The organism is Nibrella viscosa (genome assembly GCF_039541875.1).
In the GTDB taxonomy this organism is placed as follows: domain Bacteria; phylum Bacteroidota; class Bacteroidia; order Cytophagales; family Spirosomataceae; genus Nibrella; species Nibrella viscosa.
This window is the reverse complement of record NZ_BAABHB010000002.1, coordinates 297,577-319,807: the sequence shown is the minus strand read 5'-3', so window position 1 is coordinate 319,807 and position 22,231 is coordinate 297,577. Positions and strand designations below refer to the sequence as shown.

General features: G+C 55.6%; 18 protein-coding genes. 10 read left to right on the top strand and 8 right to left on the bottom strand.

Annotated features, from left to right (window positions below):
* The first annotated feature begins 13 nt into the window (after positions 1 to 13).
* The 5 genes from ABD931_RS05985 to eutC all read left to right on the top strand — a co-directional run bounded on the left by ABD931_RS05985 (position 14) and on the right by eutC (position 5,489).
* A complete protein-coding gene (locus tag ABD931_RS05985) occupies positions 14 to 2,710 on the top strand; it encodes a PQQ-dependent sugar dehydrogenase (RefSeq protein WP_345264953.1) in 2,697 nt (898 codons plus the stop codon).
* Between the two features lie 77 nt (positions 2,711 to 2,787).
* On the top strand, positions 2,788 to 4,170 hold the full coding sequence (locus ABD931_RS05980) for an ethanolamine ammonia-lyase subunit EutB (RefSeq protein WP_345264951.1): 1,383 nt from the start codon (positions 2,788 to 2,790) through the stop codon (positions 4,168 to 4,170).
* The gene (locus tag ABD931_RS05975; RefSeq protein ID WP_345264949.1) at positions 4,167 to 4,484 is read left to right on the top strand and encodes a DUF6883 domain-containing protein; all 318 of its coding nucleotides are present in this window, start codon (positions 4,167 to 4,169) and stop codon (positions 4,482 to 4,484) included. Before ABD931_RS05980 ends, ABD931_RS05975 begins: the two co-directional genes overlap by 4 nt.
* Entirely contained in the window at positions 4,481 to 4,726 is a 246-nt protein-coding gene (locus ABD931_RS05970; RefSeq protein ID WP_345264947.1) for a DUF4926 domain-containing protein, read from the top strand. The genes ABD931_RS05975 and ABD931_RS05970 overlap by 4 nt, the downstream gene beginning before the upstream one ends.
* A 7-nt stretch (positions 4,727 to 4,733) precedes the next feature.
* Positions 4,734 to 5,489 (top strand): ethanolamine ammonia-lyase subunit EutC, encoded by a 756-nt coding sequence (gene eutC / locus ABD931_RS05965; RefSeq protein ID WP_345264945.1) that lies wholly within the window; start codon positions 4,734 to 4,736, stop codon positions 5,487 to 5,489.
* Here eutC and ABD931_RS05960 read toward each other — a convergent pair.
* Together ABD931_RS05960 and ABD931_RS05955 are read right to left on the bottom strand one after the other, a co-directional pair.
* Positions 5,486 to 6,763 carry a lytic transglycosylase domain-containing protein gene (locus ABD931_RS05960; RefSeq protein WP_345264943.1) on the bottom strand — a complete coding sequence of 426 codons (1,278 nt, stop codon included), beginning with the start codon at positions 6,761 to 6,763 and terminating at the stop codon, positions 5,486 to 5,488. The two genes, eutC and ABD931_RS05960, sit on opposite strands and share 4 nt — an antisense overlap.
* A 117-nt stretch (positions 6,764 to 6,880) precedes the next feature.
* On the bottom strand, positions 6,881 to 7,477 hold the full coding sequence (locus tag ABD931_RS05955) for a DUF6134 family protein (protein WP_345264941.1): 597 nt from the start codon (positions 7,475 to 7,477) through the stop codon (positions 6,881 to 6,883).
* Positions 7,478 to 7,545: 68 nt separating this feature from the next.
* Here ABD931_RS05955 and ABD931_RS05950 point away from each other — a divergent pair, with 68 nt between their 5' ends.
* Both ABD931_RS05950 and ABD931_RS05945 read left to right on the top strand, forming a co-directional pair.
* Positions 7,546 to 9,909, top strand: a complete 2,364-nt coding sequence (locus ABD931_RS05950; RefSeq protein WP_345264939.1) for a glycoside hydrolase family 20 protein — start codon at positions 7,546 to 7,548, stop codon at positions 9,907 to 9,909.
* 89 nt (positions 9,910 to 9,998) lie between these two features.
* On the top strand, positions 9,999 to 11,447 hold the full coding sequence (locus ABD931_RS05945) for an APC family permease (RefSeq protein WP_345264937.1): 1,449 nt from the start codon (positions 9,999 to 10,001) through the stop codon (positions 11,445 to 11,447).
* Positions 11,448 to 11,490: 43 nt separating this feature from the next.
* Here ABD931_RS05945 and ABD931_RS05940 read toward each other — a convergent pair whose 3' ends face one another.
* Positions 11,491 to 11,904: a hypothetical protein gene (locus ABD931_RS05940; RefSeq protein ID WP_345264935.1), complete on the bottom strand. Its 414-nt coding sequence runs from the start codon at positions 11,902 to 11,904 to the stop codon at positions 11,491 to 11,493.
* A gap of 165 nt (positions 11,905 to 12,069) precedes the next feature.
* On the opposite strand from ABD931_RS05940, the gene ABD931_RS05935 reads away from it, so the two are divergent.
* Positions 12,070 to 12,558 (top strand): ferritin-like domain-containing protein, encoded by a 489-nt coding sequence (locus tag ABD931_RS05935; protein ID WP_345264933.1) that lies wholly within the window; start codon positions 12,070 to 12,072, stop codon positions 12,556 to 12,558.
* A gap of 343 nt (positions 12,559 to 12,901) precedes the next feature.
* A complete protein-coding gene (locus ABD931_RS05930) occupies positions 12,902 to 14,290 on the top strand; it encodes a peptidoglycan DD-metalloendopeptidase family protein (RefSeq protein ID WP_345264931.1) in 1,389 nt (462 codons plus the stop codon).
* Positions 14,291 to 14,363: 73 nt separating this feature from the next.
* On the opposite strand, the gene ABD931_RS05925 is transcribed toward ABD931_RS05930, so the two are convergent.
* Entirely contained in the window at positions 14,364 to 15,284 is a 921-nt protein-coding gene (locus tag ABD931_RS05925) for a hypothetical protein (protein ID WP_345264929.1), read from the bottom strand.
* 209 nt (positions 15,285 to 15,493) lie between these two features.
* Here ABD931_RS05925 and ABD931_RS05920 point away from each other — a divergent pair, with 209 nt between their 5' ends.
* A complete protein-coding gene (locus tag ABD931_RS05920; protein ID WP_345264927.1) occupies positions 15,494 to 18,307 on the top strand; it encodes a CHAT domain-containing protein in 2,814 nt (937 codons plus the stop codon).
* On the opposite strand, the gene ABD931_RS05915 is transcribed toward ABD931_RS05920, so the two are convergent.
* From ABD931_RS05915 to ABD931_RS05900, 4 genes are all read right to left on the bottom strand, one after another.
* Positions 18,308 to 19,942, bottom strand: coding sequence for a hypothetical protein (locus tag ABD931_RS05915; protein ID WP_345264925.1), 1,635 nt, complete (start codon positions 19,940 to 19,942; stop codon positions 18,308 to 18,310).
* 15 nt (positions 19,943 to 19,957) lie between these two features.
* The gene (locus ABD931_RS05910) at positions 19,958 to 20,641 is read right to left on the bottom strand and encodes an anti-sigma factor family protein (protein WP_345264923.1); all 684 of its coding nucleotides are present in this window, start codon (positions 20,639 to 20,641) and stop codon (positions 19,958 to 19,960) included.
* Positions 20,634 to 21,203 carry an RNA polymerase sigma factor gene (locus tag ABD931_RS05905; RefSeq protein WP_345264921.1) on the bottom strand — a complete coding sequence of 190 codons (570 nt, stop codon included), beginning with the start codon at positions 21,201 to 21,203 and terminating at the stop codon, positions 20,634 to 20,636. The genes ABD931_RS05910 and ABD931_RS05905 overlap by 8 nt, the downstream gene beginning before the upstream one ends.
* 409 nt (positions 21,204 to 21,612) lie before the next feature.
* Positions 21,613 to 22,179, bottom strand: coding sequence for a DUF4136 domain-containing protein (locus ABD931_RS05900; RefSeq protein WP_345264919.1), 567 nt, complete (start codon positions 22,177 to 22,179; stop codon positions 21,613 to 21,615).
* Between the last annotated feature and the right edge of the window lie 52 nt (positions 22,180 to 22,231).

Here is a 22,231-nt window from a genome sequence, read left to right as displayed (position 1 = left end):
GTCGTTAGAAACAATGGTCACCTGGTTTGGCAAATTCGTAACTGTAGTCATTACCCTCCTGTTTGTAACGGCCTGGATTAATCCCGTTCAGGATACGCCACCCGATGAAAGCCGCTTTACCAAAGTGGTGCTGGATAATGACCTTAACGAGCCGATGGAACTGGACATTGCTGCCGACGGCCGCATCTACTTTATCGAACGAAACGGTGGCTTTTTTCGGTATGACCCGAAAACCGGCCAGAAGAAAAAGCTTAAGGATCTCGACGTCCGGTTTATGGGAGAAGACGGGCTGCTGGGTCTGGCGCTCGACCCGAATTTCGGCAAAAACCACTGGGTTTATCTTTATTACAGCAATCCGCAGCAAGTCAACAGCCAGTGGGTGAATCAGTTGTCGCGCTTCGAGGTCAGCGAAGATAGTCTGCTGACGTCTACCGAAAAGGTGATGATTCAGATACCGGTGCTGCACGAAGGCGTCAGCCACTCGGCCGGATCGCTGGCGTTTGATAAGCAGGGTAATCTGTACCTGTCGACCGGCGATAACACCAATCCCTTTGAGTCCGACGGCTACAGCCCTTCCGACGACCGGCCGGGCCGCATCCGCTTCGATGCCCAGAAATCCTCGGCCAACACCAACGACTTGCGGGGTAAGATCATCCGCATTCATCCCACAACGGACGTTGCGGAACCTGACGGCAGTTATACCATCCCAGCCGGTAACCTGTTCCCAAAAAATACGTCGAATACCCGGCCGGAGATCTATACCATGGGCCACCGTAACCCGTTCCGCATCTCTATTGACTCGAAGACTGGTTATTTGTACTGGGGTGAAGTGGGACCCGATGCCGGTACCGACAGCCTGATGCGCGGTCCGCGAGGCCACGACGAAATAGGTCAGGCCCGGCAGGCCGGTAACTTTGGCTGGCCGTATTTCGTCGGCGACAACAAACCCTACTACTACTACGATTTTGACGCCAAAAAATCGGGCGAGCCGTTCAACCCACAGGCCCCCATAAACCGCTCCCGCAACAATACCGGCCTGAGGATTCTGCCGCCGGCCCAGCCCGCCTTTATCTGGTACCCCTACACCGAATCGCCTGAGTTCCCGATGCTGGGCACCGGTGGCCGCAACGCCATGGCCGGGCCGGTCTACCACGCCGAAGACTATGCGGCCTCGGCCTGGAAGTTTCCGTCGTACTTCGACAACAAACTGTTTATCTACGACTGGATGCGGAACTGGATCTTTACGGTGACCATGAACCCCAACGGCAATTTGCAGCGGCTCGAATCATTCATGCCGTCGACGGAATTTAACAAACCCGTCGACATGGCGTTTGGGCCGGACGGGGCCTTGTATATGCTGGAATACGGCACCTACTGGCGGGCCAAAAACCTGGATGCCCGGCTGGTACGCATCGAATACCACCGGGGCAACCGCAAACCTGTAGCCCGGCTGTCGGCCGACAAAACCGTGGGCGGTAGTCCGCTGACGGTGAAATTCTCGGCAGCCGCTTCGTTCGATTACGACAAAGGTGACAAGCTGCGCTACGAATGGTATTTCACCAACAGCCCCAAACCGCAGGCTACGGGAGCCGAAGCCACATTTACCTTTGCCAAACCCGGTAAACATACGCCACGGGTCAAGGTCATCGATTCGGAAGGGAACAGTTCCGAAGCACGTCTGGCCGTTCAGGTAGGTAACGAGCCGCCGAAAGTCGCTATCCAGCTCAACGGCAACCGGTCATTCTACTGGGGTACCCAGCCGCTTCAGTATACGGTGTCGGTGCAGGACCGGGAAGACGGAATGCTGAACAAGGGTATCGCCCCCGCCAGTGTCCGCGTCACCTTCGACTACCTCGACCAGGGGTACGACCAAATCCAACTGGCCGCCAATGCCGAGGAAGAACCCGCGCTGAAAGGAAAAACCCTCATCGAGCGCAGCGACTGCATGGCCTGCCACGCCAAAGAAAAGCAATCGGTAGGGCCAAGCTACGTGGCCATTGCCCGCCGGTACGGGACCGATGAAGCGGCTGTGGGCAAACTGGCATCCAAGATTATTACCGGCGGGGGCGGCAACTGGGACAGCGAACACGTGATGTCGGCGCACCCGCAACTGTCACCCGCCGACGCCGGTGAGATGGTCAGGTACATTCTGTCGCTGGGCAGGGAACAGGCAACCATCCCCGTGCAGGGTACGGTACAGACCAACCGGCAACCGGCTTCGGCCACCGAGCCCGGCACCTACCTGCTGACCGCCCGCTACACCGACAAAGGAGCCAACGGCATGGCTCCCCTGACATCACGGGCAACGGTTGTGCTGCGCCACCCACGCTTACTGGCGGCCTCCGCCGATCACTTCAAGGCCGTAGCCAAGCAGAATCCCGGCTGGCCGGGTCAGCCGGTAGTAATGGCCTACAACGAAAGCGGGGCGTATATTCAGTTCAACAACCTCGACCTCAACGGCATCCGTAAACTCGATCTGGAAACGTACACCGATAAGCTGACCGGTCAGATTGAGCTCCGCCTGGACGCGCCCGATGGGCCGGTCATCGGTACCGCCGGCGTTACGCCCCAGAAAGAGTATGTGACCTACACCGCCGACCTGAAGCCGACCACGGGCGAGCATACGCTATTCATTGTGTACCGGGAAACCAAAGGCGGCATTAACATCTGGAACCGGCTGAACCTGCGGTGGGTGGAGTTTAAACAATAGGCAGTTGGCATAGGGCTGGGGGCGTGGGGTGTTGGGATTATCGGCGGATTGCGCTATTTTGGGGCAAAGATCAGGCTATGGCTTACCAGCATACCATCCGGCAGACAACTTACCGCTTCGATGACCTGAAGACGTTACTGGCCAAAGCTACACCCTTCCGTTCGGGCGATGCCCTGGCCGGCGTGGCGGCCGAAACGGCGGAAGAGCGCGTGGCGGCCCAAATGGCGCTGGCCAACCTGCCCCTGCGTACGTTCCTGAACGAAACCGTGGTTCCGTACGAAACCGACGAAGTAACCCGGCTTATTCTGGACACTCACGACCCGGCGGCTTTCGCCCCTATCAGCCACCTCACTGTCGGGGATTTCCGGAACTTCCTGCTCAGCGGGCATACGACAACGCAAACGCTGCAACACCTGCAGGCGGGTCTGACGCCCGAGATGGTAGCCGCCGTAACCAAACTGATGCGCGTGCAGGACCTGATTACCGTTGCCGCCAAATGCGAGGTGGTTACCCGCTTCCGCAACACCATCGGCCTGCGGGGACGGCTCTCCACCCGCCTGCAACCCAACCACCCCACCGACGATTACAAAGGCATTGCCGCCGGCATGATCGACGGACTGCTTTACGGCAACGGCGATGCAGTAATCGGTATCAACCCGGCCACCGACCATGTGCAAACGGTGGTGCGACTGCTCGATATGATCGATCAGGTCCGGGAGCGGTTCGCTATTCCCACGCAATCCTGCGTGTTGAGCCATATCACCACTACCATCCAGGCCATTGAACAGGGCGCTCCGGTCGATCTGGTATTCCAGTCCATCGGCGGCACCGAAGCGGTAAATCAGTCCTTCGGCGTCAATCTGGCAATTCTCCGCGAAGGGTTCGATGCGGCACGGTCGCTACAGCGGGGCACGGTTGGGCAGCATGCGATGTATTTTGAGACGGGGCAGGGCAGTGCCTTATCCGCCAACGCGCATCATGGCGTCGACCAGCAGACCTGCGAGGCACGGGCCTATGCCGTGGCGCGGGCGTTTGAACCGCTACTGGTTAATTCAGTGGTGGGTTTTATCGGCCCCGAATACCTCTACGACGGCAAGCAGATCATCCGGGCGGGGCTGGAAGACCACTGCTGCGGTAAACTGCTGGGCCTGCCGATGGGCGTCGACATTTGCTACACCAACCATGCCGAAGCCGACCAGGACGATATGGATACGCTGCTGACACTGCTCGGTACAGCGGGCGTTACCTACATCATGGGGGTACCCGGTGCCGACGACATCATGCTGCACTACCAAAGCACCTCGTTTCACGATGCCCTGTACCTGCGCCGGCAGTTGGGTTTACGGCCCGCTCCGGAGTTTGAACAGTGGTTGCTGCAAATGGAGCTAATGGATGAGCACCTGCAATTGAAACCCGTGAAAGCAGGGCACCGCCTGCTGGAATCAGCGTTTAGTTTATGAGTAGCTCCAGAACCATTATCATTGATCCTGAAAAAATTACCAAATACCTATTAATCTGGAAGGCTGAAAACGATAAATCAGTGTTTCTAAAGAAATTAGGCTACACACTGGAGAACTGGCAGGAGTTGGAGCAGGACATACGAAAGATAGCAGAAAATGATGAGCCAATTTCCTCACGATCAACTCCATTTGGTGGATCGTTATACAAAGTAGTAGGCAAATTGCGTAACTTCGGTACAGTTACCATCTGGATGGTGACCGACGAGAATGCCAATTGGCGTTTTGTTACTTTTCTATACCCTGAAAAGTCATGAAATTTGAGCTGTATACAAGAGTTGTCTTAGCGAGAGACTTTCCTGAATATCATTTGAAAAAAGGGGATTCAGGCATTGTTGTTGAGCGGGTGGAGATAACCGGGCAAGAAGTCGGATACATTCTGGAAATCTTTGATGCTCAGGGAAATACCGTTGAAGTAATTCCCGTTGTGGAATCTGATCTGGAAGCCCCGCGCAAAAACACAGTGCTTACGTTCCGGGAATTAAACGAGGTAGCGTAACCCTTGCATGAACGACGTATCTGTCTCCTCCGATACCTGGTCATTTCTCCGATCATTCACCCCCGCCCGTATCGCGCAGGGGCGAACAGGCCATAGTTTGCCAACAAACGTATTACTGGATTTTCAATTAGATCATGCCCGCGCCCGGGATGCAGTCTACTCTGAATTAGACACGCTCGCGTTAGTTGAACAAGTAAGGCAAGTTTACCCGCAGGTGCTTTCGCTGCACAGCCAGGCGGCTGACCGGCGTCAGTACCTGCAACGCCCCGACTTCGGCCGGCGGCTCGACAGCCGGAGCCGGGAGACCCTGGTAACCCTATCCCCCACCCCATCCGACTTGTGCATCGTCATTGCCGATGGTTTATCGGCCACCGCCATCAACCGCCATGCGGTGCCGGTGGTATCGAAACTGCTGGAGGCATGTAAGCAGTTGCACTGGATGGTAGCTCCGCTTTGCGTAGTTGAACAGGGGCGGGTAGCTATTGCCGATGAGATCGGACATGCACTAAACGCCGAAATGGTGGTGGTGCTGATCGGCGAACGGCCCGGCCTGACCTCCCCCGACAGTATGGGAGCCTACCTGACCTACCAGCCAAAGCCCGGCCTCACCGACGAATCACGCAACTGCATTTCCAATATCCGGCCCGAGGGACTGCCCTACGACGCTACCGTTCAGAAGTTGCTTTATTTGTTGAAAAAAATGAAAACCCGACGGCTGTCGGGCGTTCATTTAAAAGATGAAATGTCAGGCCTGCTACCTTAGAGCGGCTCCCACGACAGCCGCCAGCCCGACGCCAGCGTCTCCCGCGAGGGTATCCGAACGCCCGGCTGCTGCACCAGCTCCACCGCCGACAGTTTCAGATTGATGGTCTCCTGCGTCTGCGCTTTCACCAGCTTTTGGGTGCGGAGAAACGCCCGGCCCGATGCCGCATCCAGATACTGCACCTGGGCGTACAGCAGATCGCCGACTCCCACCTGTACACCATTGATGGCTTCCGGACGCACAACCTCGAAGATAAATAGCTGACCTTCTGCCAGTGTATTATTACTCAGGCTGCGTGTTTCCAGACGCGGCACGGCGGAGATGCTCCCGGCAGCCGGTGCCCGCTCAACCGGTACATCAACTATTGGTACTGGCGCGGGAGTGGCCTTTTTCTCATCCAGCAGAAAGAAGGGTTCGTCTTTCATTGAAGCCAGCAGCGTAACCGCGTCGGCGTCAACTTCCGACAATGTACTGGTATCTAACCCCTGCTCGTCGTCGGTATCAGCCCCCAAAGCAACTGTTTCGAAGGTAGCCAGAATAGCCAGCCGCTCACTCTCGGTAATGGGTCCGGTATCTTTGCTTAAGGCAGCCAAAGCGTGGGGTTTCAGGTATTTTTTGTAGACCTGAGGCCGGGAGAACAACTCTTTAACAGCAACAGCCTGGTACAGATACGCCTGCGTCTGTACTTTATACGGCAGCGTAATGGGATGTTGATTGGGGTGTTCGCGACGCAGTTGCTGCACAAAATTGGGACCGCTGTTGTAGGCGGCCGCCACCAGTGTCCAGTTGCCTAAGATCCGATACAAGGACCGGATATACCGGCAGGCCGCTTCAGTTGCCTTCTTCAGATTCATCCGGTCGTCGTGCTTACGGGAAACCCGCAGTCCCAGCAAACGAGCCGTTTGGGGCATCAGCTGCCAGAAACCGGCCGCGCCCTGCGACGACACCGCATTACCGATCAACTCACTTTCAATGAGCGGAATATACTTGAAATCAGCGGGGATGTTATACTTCTCAATAATCGGCTCGATGATGGGGAACACCACGGCCGCCCGGCGTTTCATGGCGCGAAGGTCGTCGGAATAAGACGCCTGCCGGGTTAAACTTTTGATCCAGCGCTGTGCAATGGCCGGCTGATGGGCGGGTAATACCTCCCCGCAGAAATGAATACTCGACGCAGCGACATTCAGGGTTTGGGCATGCCCAATGGATGTGGCTACGCCGGCCCCCCACAGAGTTACTGTGGTGGCCGCTATCGCTAGCAGCTTCCTCATAAGTTACAAGCTACGGATGGTTACGCATTCAGGAACCCGCTCCAACGAGGGATTCGGCAAGCTTCGGCTGCTTTTGCCGGGGCAACGGATCATAGTCACGTAATCGCTACGTCAGCCTTAATCCAGCAACCGTATTACAAAATTTTTCACCGCGTTTTTCTTAATGATTCGGGTAAGGACTCCCTGCTGATAGATATACTCATCTTCCCGGTCGTCAAAGACGGTCCGGTATCTCCCCTGCGAAGTTTTTGTAACGTTGAAGTAGTCCCCGAAATACTCGGCAAATACTTTGTTGCGGTGAACAGGTTCGCTAAAGTACAAGGTCGTAACGGAAAAGTCAATCTTTTCTTTTTGGGTCGTCTGCCGCTTGTACTTGTACTGGTCGGCGACAATGTCATAATGATCGCCCTTCCACTCGGTTTTGGAGAAGAAGTTCCCCCGGTTGGTCCGGGCCTCAACGGTCGATACCATCAACTGCCCGTCCTGAAACCGGCAATCGGTCTTATAATAGATTTTTACATTGTAAACCAGCAAGTTAACCTTCACATCACTGACGGTTGAGTACAAAACCTGCTCGCCCTGCTGCTGCCGGGTGGCGGTCATAGTGCCTACCTTCACACCGGCTATTTCGATGGCGTAATGATGGGTCTGTGTCTGGGCGAAAAGCCCACTGGAAAAAAAGATAAAAAAAAGGAGAAACGGGGTGCGTATCATGTACGTTCTCTAATAGTCTACAAAAATCCTGTACTTTTGGCAAAACAACTTAACCGGCCTTATCCCCTATGAAGCGAATCATTTGTTGTCTTTTACTCTGCGTTAGTTTACTGAATTGCGGGTACAGCCAACCGGAAAATCAGGCATCTGATACCCGTTCGGAAGACCGCTACCCGATTATTCCCCGACCGGCCAAACTGGAACCCCGCCAGGGTAACTTTGTGGTCAGCCGCACCACCACGGTGATGGTACCATTTGCCAATGCTGAACTGAAAACCATTGCCGAGACCTTTGTCAGCCGGCTCAACACCGCCGGCGGTTTGGGCGTGACCCTGCGCAATACCAACAAAATGGCTTTGCCCGGCAACCTGATTTCATTTATACCCTCTACTAATACTCAATTGGGCGACGAAGGTTATCGTCTGGATATTCAGCCGAATCTGGTGCAGGTCGAAGCTTACAAACCAAAAGGTTTCTTCTACGCCGTCCAATCCCTGTACCAACTGCTGCCGCCGGAAGTGTTCAGCCCCCAGCGGGTGAGCCAGACCGTCAACTGGTCGATGCCGGCCTGCCGGATCGAAGACCAGCCCCGCTACGTGTACCGCGGTCTGCACCTGGATGTGGGCCGACATATGTTTCCGGTGGCGTTCATCAAAAAGTACATCGACCTGATTGCCATGCACAAGATGAACCAGTTTCACTGGCACCTGACCGAAGACCAGGGCTGGCGCATCGAGATCAAAAAATACCCGAAGCTGACCCAGGTAGGCTCCATGCGCAACGAAACCCTGATCGGGCAGTATTATGACTATGACCCGCAGGTGTACGATAAAAAGCCTTACGGCGGATTTTATACCCAGGACGAAATACGCGAAGTAGTCCGGTATGCGCAGTCGAAATATGTTAACGTGATTCCGGAGATTGAATTGCCCGGCCACTCACTGGCTGCCCTGAAGGCCTATCCGGAATACGGCTGCTCCGGTGGCCCGTATGAGACTGCTACCAAATGGGGGATATTTGAGGACATTTACTGCCCGTATGAGAAAACCTTCACCTTCCTGGAAGACATTCTGACGGAGGTAATGGCCTTATTCCCCAGCCAGTACATTCACATCGGGGGCGACGAAGCCCCTAAGGCGTCCTGGCGGAAAAGCCCGTTTGCCCAGAACCTCATTAAGCAACTAAAGCTGAAGAACGAGCACGAACTACAAAGCTATTTCATCACCCGGGTCGATAAATTCATCACGTCGAAGGGCCGGAAAATGATTGGCTGGGACGAAATTCTGGAAGGCGGGCTGTCGCCTAATGCCACTGTAATGTCCTGGCGGGGGATCAAAGGCGGTATTGAAGCGGCTAAACAGAATCATGATGTGGTGATGACACCCGGCAACTTCGTATACCTCGACCATTACCAGGCCGACCCGGCGCAGGAACCCATCGCCATCGGCGGCTACACGCCCCTGGACGAAACCTATTCCTACGAGCCAACACCGGCCGAACTTAACGCGCAGCAGGCCAAATACATCCTGGGAGCGCAGGCCAATGTCTGGACCGAATACATGCGCACGCCGGAGTATGTCGAGTATATGGTCTGGCCCCGTGCAGCCGCCCTGGCGGAGGTGGTCTGGACGCCCAAGGAGCAGAAGAACTGGACCGATTTCAGCCGCCGGATTCAGACCCATTTTGCCCGGCTGAAATACCTGGGCGTCAACTATGCCCCGGCCCTGTATGAGGTGACGGCCACCACCAAACCACTGCCCAACGGCCAACTGGAAGTGACGCTGAACACCAAAGTTCCGGTATCTGAGATTCGCTACACCACCGACGGCTCCGAAGCGGGAGCTTCTGCGAAAAAGTACGATGGGCCTTTCACGCTGGACAAGACAACGGTGTTACGAGCCGTTGCCCTTCCGGAAAAACAGTACCCGCAGCAGGGCCACCCCTACCGCAAGGAGTTTCTGGTCTCGAAAGTAACCGGTAAGCCATACCAGCTAGCCAATCAACCGACCAGGTACACCGGTGGCGGTGGCAATGCCCTGACCGACGGCAAAATTGGCTACGCCCGCGATTTCGGAACGATGGCAGGCTTTAAAGCGCAGGACTTTAGCGCAACATTTGACCTGAACCAGCCGACGGAAGTCAGCCGGGTAATGGTTGGCTTCGGCAAAAGTACCTTCGACAATATGCTGCTGCCCAAAGCGCTGGAGGTAGCCGTTTCTGACGATGGGCAGACCTTCCGGACCATACACACGCTGCCCGTCGACTACAAGCAGCGCGGGCAGAAGTCGGTTGTCCGGCTGGAAACCCGCTTCATGCCGGTAACGACCCGGTACGTCCGCGTTACGGCCCTGAACCCCGGCAAAACCCCAGCCGACTTTGCCAAACCAAACCAGGATGCCTGGCTGCTGGTAGATGAAGTGACGATTGAGTAAAACGGATTGTAAATCCGTGGTACGGGGCTGAACGGATTGCAAATCCGTTTTACTAGGAGTATCTTGCGGTATTCGACCCCATTCACTGTATGCCTGAAAACGTCTTAACCGAAGAAAAAACTGAACTCAAGCGGTCACTAGGCCTTATTGATTCCACCCTGCTCGTCTCCGGGTCCATGATTGGCTCCGGTATTTTTATTGTCAGCGCCGATATGTCGCGTAACCTCGGCTCATCCGGCTGGCTGCTGTTCGTCTGGGTGCTCACCGGCATCATTACCGTGACGGCTGCGCTGAGCTACGGCGAACTGGCGGGTATGATGCCTAAAGCAGGCGGGCAGTACATTTATATTCAGCGGGCGTATAATTCGCTGCTGGGCTTTGTGTATGGCTGGACGGTCTTTACGGTAATCCAGACCGGCACCATTGCCGCCGTAGCCGTGGCGTTTACCAAATACACGGCCGTGTTTATTCCGGCGCTCAATCCTGAGAACGTCCTGTTTGCCGTTGGCCCCCTTAAAGTGTCGGCGGCATCGTTGTTTGCCATCAGCAGCCTGGTGTTGCTGACGTGGCTCAATAGCCGGGGGGTGCAAAGCGGTAAGTTCATTCAGAACCTGTTTACCTCCGCCAAACTGATTTCGCTGCTGGGCCTGATCGTGGTTGGCCTGGTTGTTGGAGCGGGCACGGGTATGCTGGGCGTCAACCTGACCAATGCCTGGGAGGCTAACCGGGTAACGGCCGATGGCTCTGTGGTACCCCTGGCGGGTATGGCGCTGGTTATGGCTATTGGCGTATCCATGATTGGGTCGCTGTTCTCCGCCGATGCCTGGAACAACGTTACCTTCATTGCGGGCGAGATCAAGGAACCCCGCAAAAACATTCCGCTTAGCCTGTTCTTCGGTACGCTTATCGTTACCGTGATTTATGTGCTGGCCAATATCGCCTACCTGTCGCTCCTGCCCCTACAGGGTTCTCCGTCGGCTACGGATGTAATGGGCCGGGGTATGCAGTTTGCCGAATACGACCGGGTGGCTACGGCAGCTTCGTCGCTGATCTTCGGCAATGTGGCGGTCAGTATCATGGCGGTGCTGATTATGATTTCGACCTTCGGCTGCAACAACGGCCTCATTCTGGCGGGTGCCCGGCTGTACTACGCCATGGCAAAAGATGGGCTGTTTCTGAAGCGGGCATCCCAACTGAACCAGCATTCGGTCCCGGCCAAAGCCTTGTGGCTCCAGTGTGCGTGGGCGTCGGTGCTGTGTCTGTCGGGCACCTACGGCGACCTGCTCGATTATTGCACCTTTACCTCGCTGGTGTTTTATATCGTCACCATTGGCGGAATCTTCCTGCTTCGCCGGAAAGAGCCCGATGCCGAACGGCCCTACAAGGCTTTTGGCTATCCGGTGCTGCCTTTGTTCTACATCGTCGCCGGCCTGCTGATCTGCGCAATCCTGCTGGTCGAAAAAACCTTCAATACCGGTATGGGGCTGCTCATTGCCGGGCTGGGCGTTCCGGTGTATTATATGACGAAGCGGAAGTAAACCGGACCGGGTCGCCGAAGCGATTGCATTCCGGTCTACACCATCACCGATAATAAAACGTAAACCCATTTTTCCGCTTAAAAAAATGGACCTTTAGTCTGGGGAGATCGTAGGTGATGGTAAAGTCGCCTTGACGGACGGTGATTTCGTTGAAGATAAAGGTATCATTTTTGCCCCGTGCTTTGCCCAGAAAGAGATAATGATGCGGCACAACCTCAAATGCATAGCGGCCCGGTGGTAAACTTTGTTTGACGCCCGGAGCAAACTCCGTTGGATTGGGCGTTACCCGGCGCAGCAGCCGGGCGTTTTCTTCGCCGTTGTAAAAATGAGGCCGGATAAACCGCACCGTTACCAGCAGGGTATCGGTGGTCTGGTTGTCAAAAGCCAGCACCTGTGGCGAGCGATTGCACCCCAACACCGTCAGCAGCACAAGTAGTAAACAGACGTTTGCTCTCATAGGTGGCATAGGCAGGCGGTAAGATACAAACGCTGTCGTTCAAAAGAAAAACAGAATGCCTAACCAGTTAGAGTAACAATTAAATCCATAGGCAAACAATAGTATTGTATGATGAGTTGACATTCGGGCGTTTGTCGCCTTAACTATAAACCATCATAATACGGTATGAAAACTATTCAGGAAGCCTTGGAACACGAGTTGCAGGACTTGTACTCGGCCGAATCGCAGATTATTGAAGCCCTGCCCCTGATGGCGCAGCGGGCCGGCAACGCCACCTTGCGGAAAGCCTTTGAATCACACCTGAAGCAGACTGAAAAGCAGCGCGAGCGTCTGGAAAAAGCCTGCCAGATGCTGGGCTGCGAACCGGAAGGCGAACTCTGCATGGGCATGCAGGGACTGCTCGAAGAAGCCGAGAAGCTCATGGGCGAGGACTTTCCCAACGAGGTTATGGACGCTCTGCTGATTGGGGCCGCCCAGAAAGTGGAGCATTACGAGATTGCCGGCTACGGGACCGTTTGCAGCTTAGCCCAGACGGCCGGTCAGCAGAAGATTGCCGACCTGCTTGAAAAAACGCTGAACGAAGAAAAGGCTACCGATGAAAAGCTGACCAAGATCGCCACGGAGAAAGTCAACAAGAAAGCCGTCAAGAGTTAAGAATTAAGCGTGATGAGTTAAGAATTAAGACGGCCCCACCTAGGCGACCTCGTTCTAATTCTTAACTCATCACGCTTAATTCTTAACTCCTTCCACGGCCGGGCAACCAGAGATACCATCAAAGATTACGGCTGTGGCCCACAGGCCGAGCGGAAATACAATCAGAAGTTGGTGGGCCGGATGCCTTAAGAGTTTTGCTCTGCTTTCCATAACGTATTGTCTTTCTCCCGCTAACCAGCCTTCCTTTTCATTTATTGCCGAAAAGACCTTTGCGGCCCTTTCCGGCGAGGGAGCAAACATCTTCCTTTTGCTGTCCGTTAAGACAGAGAGGCTCAACGCCTGTATGAACATTTACTACCTGGCTGGTTTATTGACAGAATATATGTGTAAACGTAGGCTTCTACCCCGGTTTTGGAAACCGTTTCTTGCTATAGCTATCCTGGTCTGGTTCAATGCCTGCAAAAGCCTCGGACCCAACACCCTGTTCCGGTCCAGCTCACCACACGAACAGTATGAGCGATCCCTGAAAGACGCCAAACTGGACCAGACCGCCCTGGGTGCCGATTGGCTGGCAGCCGCTGACCGGGCCTTGCGCGATTCTGTTCGGATCTCAGTACCCTACCGGGAAACCGGCTACTTTTCGGCCAGTAAGCCTTTTGCTGTAGGCTATCGGCTAAACTCTAAACGGGGCGACCGTTTTTTTATTCAGGTAGATATTCAGGGCATGAAAAACGCTCAGGTATTCATTGACGTGTTTGACCTGAGTGGCCGCGACCCGGACCGGATCATTTCGGCTAAAGCCGATACGAACCGGCTTGTCTGGGAAACCCGCCGGTCTGGCCCACACCTCATCCGTATTCAGCCGGAGTTACTGCGGGGGGGTAGCTACACCATCTCGATCACCCGCGAACCGGTTTTGAGCTTTCCGGTGCAGGGCCGCGACAGCCGCAGCATCAGCAGCTATTTTGGAGCACCACGCGACGGAGGCCGGCGTACGCATGAGGGTGTAGACATTTTTGCCCCGCGTGGCACTCCGCTGGTAGCTTCGGTAGACGGTATTATTTCGGGAGTAGGTGCAAACCGGCTGGGCGGCAATGTAGTCTGGCTGTCGGACCTGAAACGTAACCTCCGGTTGTATTACGCACACCTCGACAAGCAGTTGGTCCGTGAGGGGCAACAGGTGTCGGTGGGCGATACCATTGGCACTGTGGGCAACACCGGCAACGCCCGCAATACAGCCCCACATCTGCATTTTGGCGTGTACCAGTTTAGCGAAGGAGCCGTAGACCCCCTGCCCTTTGTGCGACTCGGCTCCGGCCCGGCCCGGCAGCCGCTGCTGGCCGAGAGCCGTCTGGGCGATTCGGCCCGCGTGTCGGTAACCCGCGCTATTGTGCGGCAATCACCCAAGCCCGATGCGCCTGCCTTGCTGGAACTGCCCCGGTCGTTTGCCTTTACCATCCTGGGGGGTACCGCCGAATGGCTCCGAATTGAACTGCCCGGCGATCTGACCGGCTACGTATCCAGCACCGTGATTGAGCCGGTCGATAAACCACTCCGGCGGCTTCCCATAGCGGCCCCTACCAATTTACTGGAAGCGGCCACCCCGCAGGCAGCCATCGTGGAGACACTACCCGGCGGCACAGCGGTGGAAGTGCTGGGCGTGGTAGACGATTACCAGCTGGTGCGGTCGCAAAATGGCCAGACCGGCTGGGTCATGCGGGCCGGCCAGTAGGGTGTTTAACCAGCAAGCCTTACCGGAAAGCTTACCCATTGGGCAGGTCTCCCGTAAGGCTTGTATATTTATTTTACCATTTAGGCAGGACGGAGGAGGGTCCGGTTTCACCGGCCGCCGATCCGTCTGCACCGATGCGGGCACCACCGGCGGGCTTTCCAACCACTACCGGACCATACCGGTTGCTGGTAGAGATTGGGTTGCCTGTTTTGTTGCCGGCATTATCCTTTGCGTAGAGCTTAAGCGTAAAATAAATGTTCATAGCAGCATCAGCATCAAACTTCGTGCAGGACCCACCCAAAACCCGCACCAGACTATTCTCTACCCCCCGTGCCTGCTGATCAAAGCGAAACGCACTGCCACTGGGCGAAAAATTTCCATCCTGCGTTATCTCTACATAATAAAAATCCAGCGGAGCATTGGTGGCATACTCAATCGAATACTCATACTCACTGCCGCCATCGAAACACTCCGGATTATTTAGCTTCTTCAACGTAGGTGTCACCCTGGAAATACTAATAGTTGGCACTACTGGCCTGGGAGCCTCTACCCGGACCGGCCCGATGGTATTACTCTCCGCCAGTACGGAGCCGGTCTTGGTGCCCAAGGCGCTGAGGGCATACAGGCGAACCGTAAAACGCTGCTCAAACCAGGTGGCGGTACCGAATGCAAAACAGCTATGTTGAAAAATTCTGTCCGCAGTAGTTGGTTTACTGGTACCTGCGATAAAGCTGCCTTTCACCCCGTTGGAAGCTACCCAGTCTACCGAAATCTCGGCATAGTATTTCCGTATATCCACGTTACTCGTGTACGTCAGCGCATTTTCAAAGCCTCGGTCGGTGGCTTTTGTGCATTGCGCATTGGCATCATCGGGCGTTACCGTGGCGGTAAGCAGTTGAAGGCTGATGGGTTCAGGTCCTGCTTCTTCCTTTTTACAGCTTACTGCTGCCGTGAACAGCAGCAGAGCGTACATAACTTGACGTAGCGTTTTCATGGGTATGTGTGAGGTATATGGATTGTGAAGAAAAATGCCTGACTGCTTACCGGGATAGCCGTCAATCATGAATAGCGGGGCCGGGCAAAAGGTCCGGAGGAACTGCAAACTTTTTTGACGGGACGCGCTGCGTTGCCGCTCGCTAAATCCTTTTCGGTAGGTTAGCGTAAATACTGTATCTTCAGGGAGTTGACTCAACAGTTGCCGCCATGAAATCAGCGCTCTTCTGGATCACCCTGTTCTTTATTGCCGGAGAGGCCCGTAGCCAGCACTGGCAGACGGCTTATGACAGCAGCAAAACGTACTTCAATGCCGGCGATTATGAACGCGCCATCAGCCTGCTGCTAACCGTGCTGCCGGAGACAGAAAGCCGCTACCAGGCCAATCCTAAAGGCGACTCCACCTATACCCGAACCCTGCAACTGCTGGGCGACTGCTACTGGTGGGCCGGCAACTACCCGGCCACGGAAGCCTTTTTTCTGAAATACCTGGCGGTTATACGGGAGCGGCAGGGCGAGCAAAATCAACTATACTCCTCCCGGCTGGGCGACCTGGGCGCACTTTACTACGATATGGGGCGCTACGATGAAGCCGAAAAACTGTACAGGCATACGCTGGAGCTTGACCGGCTGCTGGTTGGCGAAGGGACGGTTAATTATACCACTACGCTGAATAACCTGGCCGTGCTGTACGATGGTCTGGGCCGGTACGAAAAAGCAGAGCCCCTATACCGTCAGGTTATTGCGCAGTATAAGAAACTCCAGGGCGATCAGCACATCAACTATGGGACGGCTATCAACAATCTGGCCACCCTATACTACGCCCTGGGCCGCTATGAAGACGCCAAACCGCTCTACGAAGAATCACTGGAAATCCGGCGGAAAACCAAGGGAGAAAACAGCCGGGAGTATGCCAATGGCCTACATAATCTGAATGCTTTATACGAAGTGCTTGGCCGGTATCGGGAGTCCGAATCGCTGCTCCGCAAGGCCCTGGCCATCCGGCGTACGCTGGGCGAGAAGCATCCGGAGTATCTGATCTCCCTATCGGGTCTGGCAAAAATACTAACTCAGCTCAACCGCTACGATGAAGCCCTGGATACCATCCGGCGGGTTATCCGGCTGCGTACCGAGGTGCTGGGGCCAAAACACGCTGATCTACTTAACTCATTAACCATTCTGGGGGCTATTTACGCGAAGACCGGCCGGCTCCGGCAGGCCGATTCGCTGTTTACGTACGTAGCCGATACGCGCCGGGAGTTGTTTTCGGAAACACATCCGGCGTATGCCCAGGCATTACACAACCGGGCCGCCGTGATGGCTATGCAACGGCAGTACCGGCGGGCCGAACAATTGGCGGATCAGGCGCTGCAATCCTACATCAGCCAGATCAATACCTACTTCTCCGGCCTCAGCGAACAGGAGCAGGCCGACTTTTTCAACAGCATCCGCAACTACTTCGAAAGCTATCATACCCTGGGCCTGCTGCTTCACAAACAGCAGCCGGAGGTTGTTGGGCGGCAGTATAATCACCAGCTCATTACCAAAGCACTGCTGCTGAATACCCTCCTGAAAACCCGCCGGCGTATCCTGAGCAGCCAGGACTCTACGCTGATCCGGCTATATACCGGCTGGCAGCAGCAACGTGAGACCCTGGCCCACGTCTACCGCCTGTCGAAAGCCGACCGGCAAAAGCAGGGTATTGACCTGGATAGCCTGGAGGCAACCGCTAATCAACTGGAAAAGGATTTGTCGGCTCAGTCGGCCCTGTTTGTGCAGGCAACAGCTCCGGCGAGTGCCACCTGGCGCGATGTGCAGAAGGTCCTGAAACCGGGCGAAGCGGCCGTAGAGATGGTGCGGTTCCGCCGGTACACGTTTGATTCGGCCGGCCGCTTTACCGATACGGTACACTATGCCGCCCTGATAGTACGGCCCGGCAGCCGGCAGCCGCAGCTGGTGCTGATTCCGAACGGCAACGCGCTCGAAGGTCCCTTGCTACACGGTTACCGGCACGCCCTGCGCCGGCAGCAACCACTGGCCGACTTTTATGCGTATTACTGGCAACCGCTCGACGCGGCCCTGAGCGGTGTGCATAAGGTATATTTCTCGCCCGACGGTGTTTACCACCTGGTCAACCCGGCAACGCTTCCTCGTCCGCAGTCTGGACGATACGTCACAGATATGTACCAGTTGATACACCTGACCACTACCCGCGATCTGTTGCAGCGGGCCACTGCGCTGCCACATACTGGTGTGGCTACCCTGATTGGTTTCCCGGAGTACGGCTTGTCGGCTACTCAGCAGGCGCAATTGATCAAAGAACCCCTGCTGACCAGTAACCTGCCTCCGGCTCAGCTTGGCGAGTACCGACCGGTCCAGTTGGAGCGCGGCCGGGAGTTCACCCCGCTTCCGGGTACAAAAGCGGAGGTTACTCAAATTGATAGGCTCCTGACGCAACACAACATTTCGACGAAGACGTTCCTGGCGGAGCGGGCGCTGGAAGAAGTAGTCAAGGCGCAGGTCCGCCCCCGCCTGCTCCATATTGCTACCCACGGCTATTTTGAACCAGACAGCCGGGCCGGTTCGCCGGTACTCTTACGCTCCGGTCTGGCTCTGGCCGGTGCCCAGCGGTCACTCACCAGCTCCGCACCTACTGACCCCTTAGCCGAGCATCCACTGGACGATGGGCTGCTGACGGCCTACGAAGCTACGACCCTCCAGCTCGACGGCACTGACCTGGTGGTCCTGTCGGCCTGCGAGACGGGTCTGGGTGAGGTCCGGAATGGCGAGGGGGTATATGGTCTACAGCGGGCTTTCCGGGTAGCCGGCGCACAATCGGTGCTGTTTAGTCTGTGGAAAGTAGACGATGAAGCGACCCAAACACTGATGGCGACGTTTTATACCCACTGGCTACAATCGGGCGATAAAACGCAGGCGTTGCAACAAGCCCGGCAGCGCCTGCGGCAGGAGCCCCGGTTCAGCCATCCATTTTTCTGGGGTGCGTTCGTACTCATCGGTGAGTAGTCAGTAGGTGTAGCGATGAATACTCCACCCCTTAACCCGGCCTTCTTGTAATTCGGTCACCAGAGCCGCCGATTTGAAGTACTGGTACTGCCGTCCGCCGGCTGCCTGATACACAACGGTGGGTGATCCGTATAGTTGTTTTAAGCGACTTGCCGCCATACCCACCCGTATACCGCTGCGTGCCTGCCCCTGGTAGGCACGCAGCGTTTGCAGCACTTCAAGGACCTGATCGCTTAGCTCCAGCCGCCAGCCGATGGCCTGCGAAGTCTCAGCGATACTAATTTTAACCGGGTGGCTGGCATCAGGCAGCAACAGCGGCTGCTTCCACTGCGGTGACACGTTGCCCCAGGTAAGTGGACCAACCGCCGTTTCCCGAACGGGTGCCGGCTGGGCCGTCGGAGTGACCCCACCCCAGAAGTCCCGAATCCAGGATTCGAGGGCCGACCAATTGGGCAATAAGCCGGCGAGTAATCCCGCCGACCGGCTCTTCTCAAACAAAGCTTGGTTGTAGCCGGCCTGATACGCGCCGGTGGCTACCGCCTGCCGGAAATAATCGGCGGCCTTGTCGGGCTGCTGATTACGGGCGCAGGCAATGGCCTTGACCAGTACGGCATTGGCCGGAAATGCTTTTTGGGTAAGCGTTTCCAGTTCATTGAGCGTTCCTATGGCTCCTTCCTGATTCCCCTGGAGCGAATAGGTACAGGCCAGGTTTATAGAGGCCGCCGTATAAGCCGGATCAAGCTGGAGTGCGTGTTTGAAGTAGTCTCCGGCCTGCCGAAGTTGCTGAGTAACCAGCGCCTGATTGTCGCTTCCGCTCCGGAGGCTTCCCAGCCGGAGCCGGCTGCCCGCGTCCCATTCAAAGGGATACGCGTACGCTATCGATGGCCCGTTGAGCCCCTCCAAGGCCTGCATTAGCCGGATGACGCCCAGATTATTGTACACTTCCTTAGCCGGGTACTGCTGCTGAAGCAGATACGAAAAACAGACGGCTGCTTCGTTGTAGCGCTGTAGCAGCCAAAGCCACTGGCCGGCCTCAAAGGCCAGTTGCAGCGGTCTGAACTGCGCATCGGCTTTCTGCGCAATCGCCATACGCTCCGTCCGGGATAAATACCCCGGCAGTTGATCCGGCAACTTATACGCTTTGTATACCGCCTGAAGTACGGCCGGCAACAGGCGGTAGGTATCATAACCAGCCAGGTAACCATACAGCAGGCCAAAGGCATCGGCTTCGGCTTCCCACTGCTGCCGCTCGGCCAACGATGTTTGCTGACCATCACCCGCCAGTCCGAAAGCCGCTACGGTATTGTGCCGCCGGTAATAGTGCGCCAGTTCATGGCCCAATACACAAGCCAGCGCATTTACCGAATCCCGACCGAAGGTTCGACAGACATCAAACAGTGCTTCGTCGATCTGAAGCACCGGAGCCGCGCCCGGTCTATACCGGGCAATCCGCACCCGCTGCCGGGAAATTATCTCCAGCCGGGGCCGGTTTAAGCCCTCACCATGGGCAGCCGCAATGCGCACGCATACCTGATCTGCCAGCTTGTGCTTATAGTGGGTAGCCGGCAGCACCTGGCCCACCGCCGACAGGGCCGCGTAGTTCAGAGAAGCCATCAAGGCCAGAAACACTCGCATAGCAGGGTAGATTAGTTACTTCATCAGAGGCCGTATTCGTTGAAAGCCCTTCTCCAGATTATAGGTCACGGAGTCGTTAATCGACAAGTGATAGGCATTATTCCGGGCGTCGTATCGAAGTCGGAGCTGATCCTGTTCAGGTCGGTAGGCCGACAGGTACAAATACAGCGAATCGGTAAAGCGGTAGTGTGCCGGATAGGCAGGATTGCTCAGTAGCCTTACCCAGATGGAATCCCGGTCCGGTTCATCGCCGGCATAGCCCAGGCCGTTTCGATCGGCGGTTTCCACCGGCAGGCGAATGACCCGCCCGGCCGATGGCACCGGCTCACCCGTCGTGGGCGGCTTTGACTGCACAGCCATCTCATCACCCGGTGTACCGCGCTGTACCGTCCATATCCAGATCCCGAGCGACAGTACGGCCACTACGGAGGCCGCCAGCCAGATAATCCGTCGCCCCGGCCACAGCGGCCTTACCCTGGCGGCTTCCCCGGCAGATTCCGTTTCCCACTGCCGCATCTGCGCTTTCAGATTGCCGGCGCCCCGTATGCGCAACTGGGCAATCAACGCCCGCTGGAGTTCTACCTCCTCCTGCAAGACAGGGTCTGTCTGCATCTGCTGCTCAAAGGCCCGTCGATCAGCTGCGGATAAAGCATCCGACAGGTAGTCATCAATGCGCTCGGTTAGGTTCTTGTCACTCATCGTATTCGGTGTTTCTGTACCGTCTGGCCAGGTCTTTCAGCTTGGTCAGACATTCATATTTTCGTTTCCGGACCGAATCGACCGGTATTCCGACCTGCGGGCCAATATCTTCCGCCGACTGCTTTTCAAAATAAAAGAGAAGCAGAATTTGACGGCAGCGGTCATCGAGCCGGTCTATCTGCCGTTGCAGAAAAGCATCCTCCCGAGCTATATTGACCGGCACCTCCTCCTGAACATGTTCCGGCAACTCGTGAGATTTCGGGCGGAACGACCGGAGCAACTGCCCTGCCTGATTACGGACAATTCCGTACAGATACGTGCTCAACCGGCCGTCCAACTTTTGTAGCCTTCCGGAAATGATGTTCTCGTACAAAGCCAGCATAGCATTCTGGTATATATCTTCGGCATCAGCTTCTGTGCCGTATTGCCGGATACTATTTTTCTGCAACCAGCGATTGGTTTTGTAAATCATTTCCCAGGCCTTCCGATCACCGCGCCGTACTCGCTCAATTAACTCATTGTCCTGCTCAGTGGCCGTCTTTCGGGTAAAAGGAAACTTCATAATGCCGTCAGTTGCTGGTTATCAGCTAAGGTAGGCACTATCGTTTTATTCGGTTTACAGGATTTATTTTCCGGTTATAATGGATTTGTTGCCTGGCTCCCTGAAGGTCCTTCTGGTCGCGTAGCGACCTAATGTTTATAGGTTGTGAAGCGTGAATCAGGGTCTAGCGTGCCGTAGGTACGTAATTATCAATGGGTATTCTGTCGCGTACCTACGGCACGCTGGCTATATGTATACCTTTCTTTCCTACAAACATTGGATCGCTACGCGATCCAAAGGCCCTACAAAGAGCCATGCAACAAAGCCGGTTATAATTATAAATAGCCGGAGGACTCAAAAGGTCCGGATTGAAAATAAAAAAGAAAACCCCGACTCGTCGGAGCCGGGGTCTTAGTATTCTCAGAACAGATTAGCGAACAGCACCGTAGTCCTGACCAGCGCTCTCGGGGAAGTTCTTCATGATACTAACCACCGTTTCGCGGAAAGCGGTATCCCGCTCACGCTCTTTGCGCTGATTCAACTGACCGGTTGCCCAGCCCTGCCAGATTATATCGTTGGTGCGGGCGTCGTATACGTTCACCACAATCCGGTTTTCTTCGTAGTTACGCGAGTATACCTGGTTGCTGCCCGGTCCCCACCAGCCCCAGTACGGGCTCCAGTTGTTATTCGACTGGATTTGCTGACGGTCGCGTGAATCGGCAAAGAACCGGATCACCAGGTCAGCATTGCCACCCTGAGCCGGCTTATAGCCACGGGCTTTCAGAGACTGATCCAGCGCATCGGCAATCCGACGCTGGTTCAGATTACCACCCACAATCGGGTCGGCGTTCCGCTGACGGTCGGCCTCAATACGATACGTGCTGAACTGACGCACGTTTACTTTCGGGTCGTAGTCATATTTGACCGTCACGGCCGGAGCACAGGAAGCCAGTAGCCCCGCCACAAACAAACTTGCTATTATGCCTTTGAGTTTCATAGTATGGTTGCGTTAAAAATTTAGTACTGTACATTACGGTAGTAGCGCTGGC

Bases quoted from the DNA above. Each gene is read 5' to 3' on its own strand.
- ABD931_RS05940 (WP_345264935.1), bottom strand. From the start codon at position 11,904: ATGAGAGCAAACGTCTGTTTACTACTTGTGCTGCTGACGGTGTTGGGG.
- ABD931_RS05970 (WP_345264947.1), top strand. From the start codon at position 4,481: ATGAAATTTGAGCTGTATACAAGAGTTGTCTTAGCGAGAGACTTTCCT.
- ABD931_RS05960 (WP_345264943.1), bottom strand. From the start codon at position 6,763: ATGAGGAAGCTGCTAGCGATAGCGGCCACCACAGTAACTCTGTGGGGG.
- ABD931_RS05910 (WP_345264923.1), bottom strand. From the start codon at position 20,641: ATGAGTGACAAGAACCTAACCGAGCGCATTGATGACTACCTGTCGGAT.
- ABD931_RS05980 (WP_345264951.1), top strand. From the start codon at position 2,788: ATGGCTTACCAGCATACCATCCGGCAGACAACTTACCGCTTCGATGAC.
- ABD931_RS05935 (WP_345264933.1), top strand. From the start codon at position 12,070: ATGAAAACTATTCAGGAAGCCTTGGAACACGAGTTGCAGGACTTGTAC.
- ABD931_RS05985 (WP_345264953.1), top strand. From the start codon at position 14: ATGGTCACCTGGTTTGGCAAATTCGTAACTGTAGTCATTACCCTCCTG.
- ABD931_RS05915 (WP_345264925.1), bottom strand. From the start codon at position 19,942: ATGCGAGTGTTTCTGGCCTTGATGGCTTCTCTGAACTACGCGGCCCTG.
- ABD931_RS05955 (WP_345264941.1), bottom strand. From the start codon at position 7,477: ATGATACGCACCCCGTTTCTCCTTTTTTTTATCTTTTTTTCCAGTGGG.
- ABD931_RS05930 (WP_345264931.1), top strand. From the start codon at position 12,902: ATGAACATTTACTACCTGGCTGGTTTATTGACAGAATATATGTGTAAA.
- ABD931_RS05900 (WP_345264919.1), bottom strand. From the start codon at position 22,179: ATGAAACTCAAAGGCATAATAGCAAGTTTGTTTGTGGCGGGGCTACTG.
- ABD931_RS05920 (WP_345264927.1), top strand. From the start codon at position 15,494: ATGAAATCAGCGCTCTTCTGGATCACCCTGTTCTTTATTGCCGGAGAG.
- ABD931_RS05950 (WP_345264939.1), top strand. From the start codon at position 7,546: ATGAAGCGAATCATTTGTTGTCTTTTACTCTGCGTTAGTTTACTGAAT.
- eutC (WP_345264945.1), top strand. From the start codon at position 4,734: ATGAACGACGTATCTGTCTCCTCCGATACCTGGTCATTTCTCCGATCA.
- ABD931_RS05975 (WP_345264949.1), top strand. From the start codon at position 4,167: ATGAGTAGCTCCAGAACCATTATCATTGATCCTGAAAAAATTACCAAA.
- ABD931_RS05945 (WP_345264937.1), top strand. From the start codon at position 9,999: ATGCCTGAAAACGTCTTAACCGAAGAAAAAACTGAACTCAAGCGGTCA.
- ABD931_RS05905 (WP_345264921.1), bottom strand. From the start codon at position 21,203: ATGAAGTTTCCTTTTACCCGAAAGACGGCCACTGAGCAGGACAATGAG.
- ABD931_RS05925 (WP_345264929.1), bottom strand. From the start codon at position 15,284: ATGAAAACGCTACGTCAAGTTATGTACGCTCTGCTGCTGTTCACGGCA.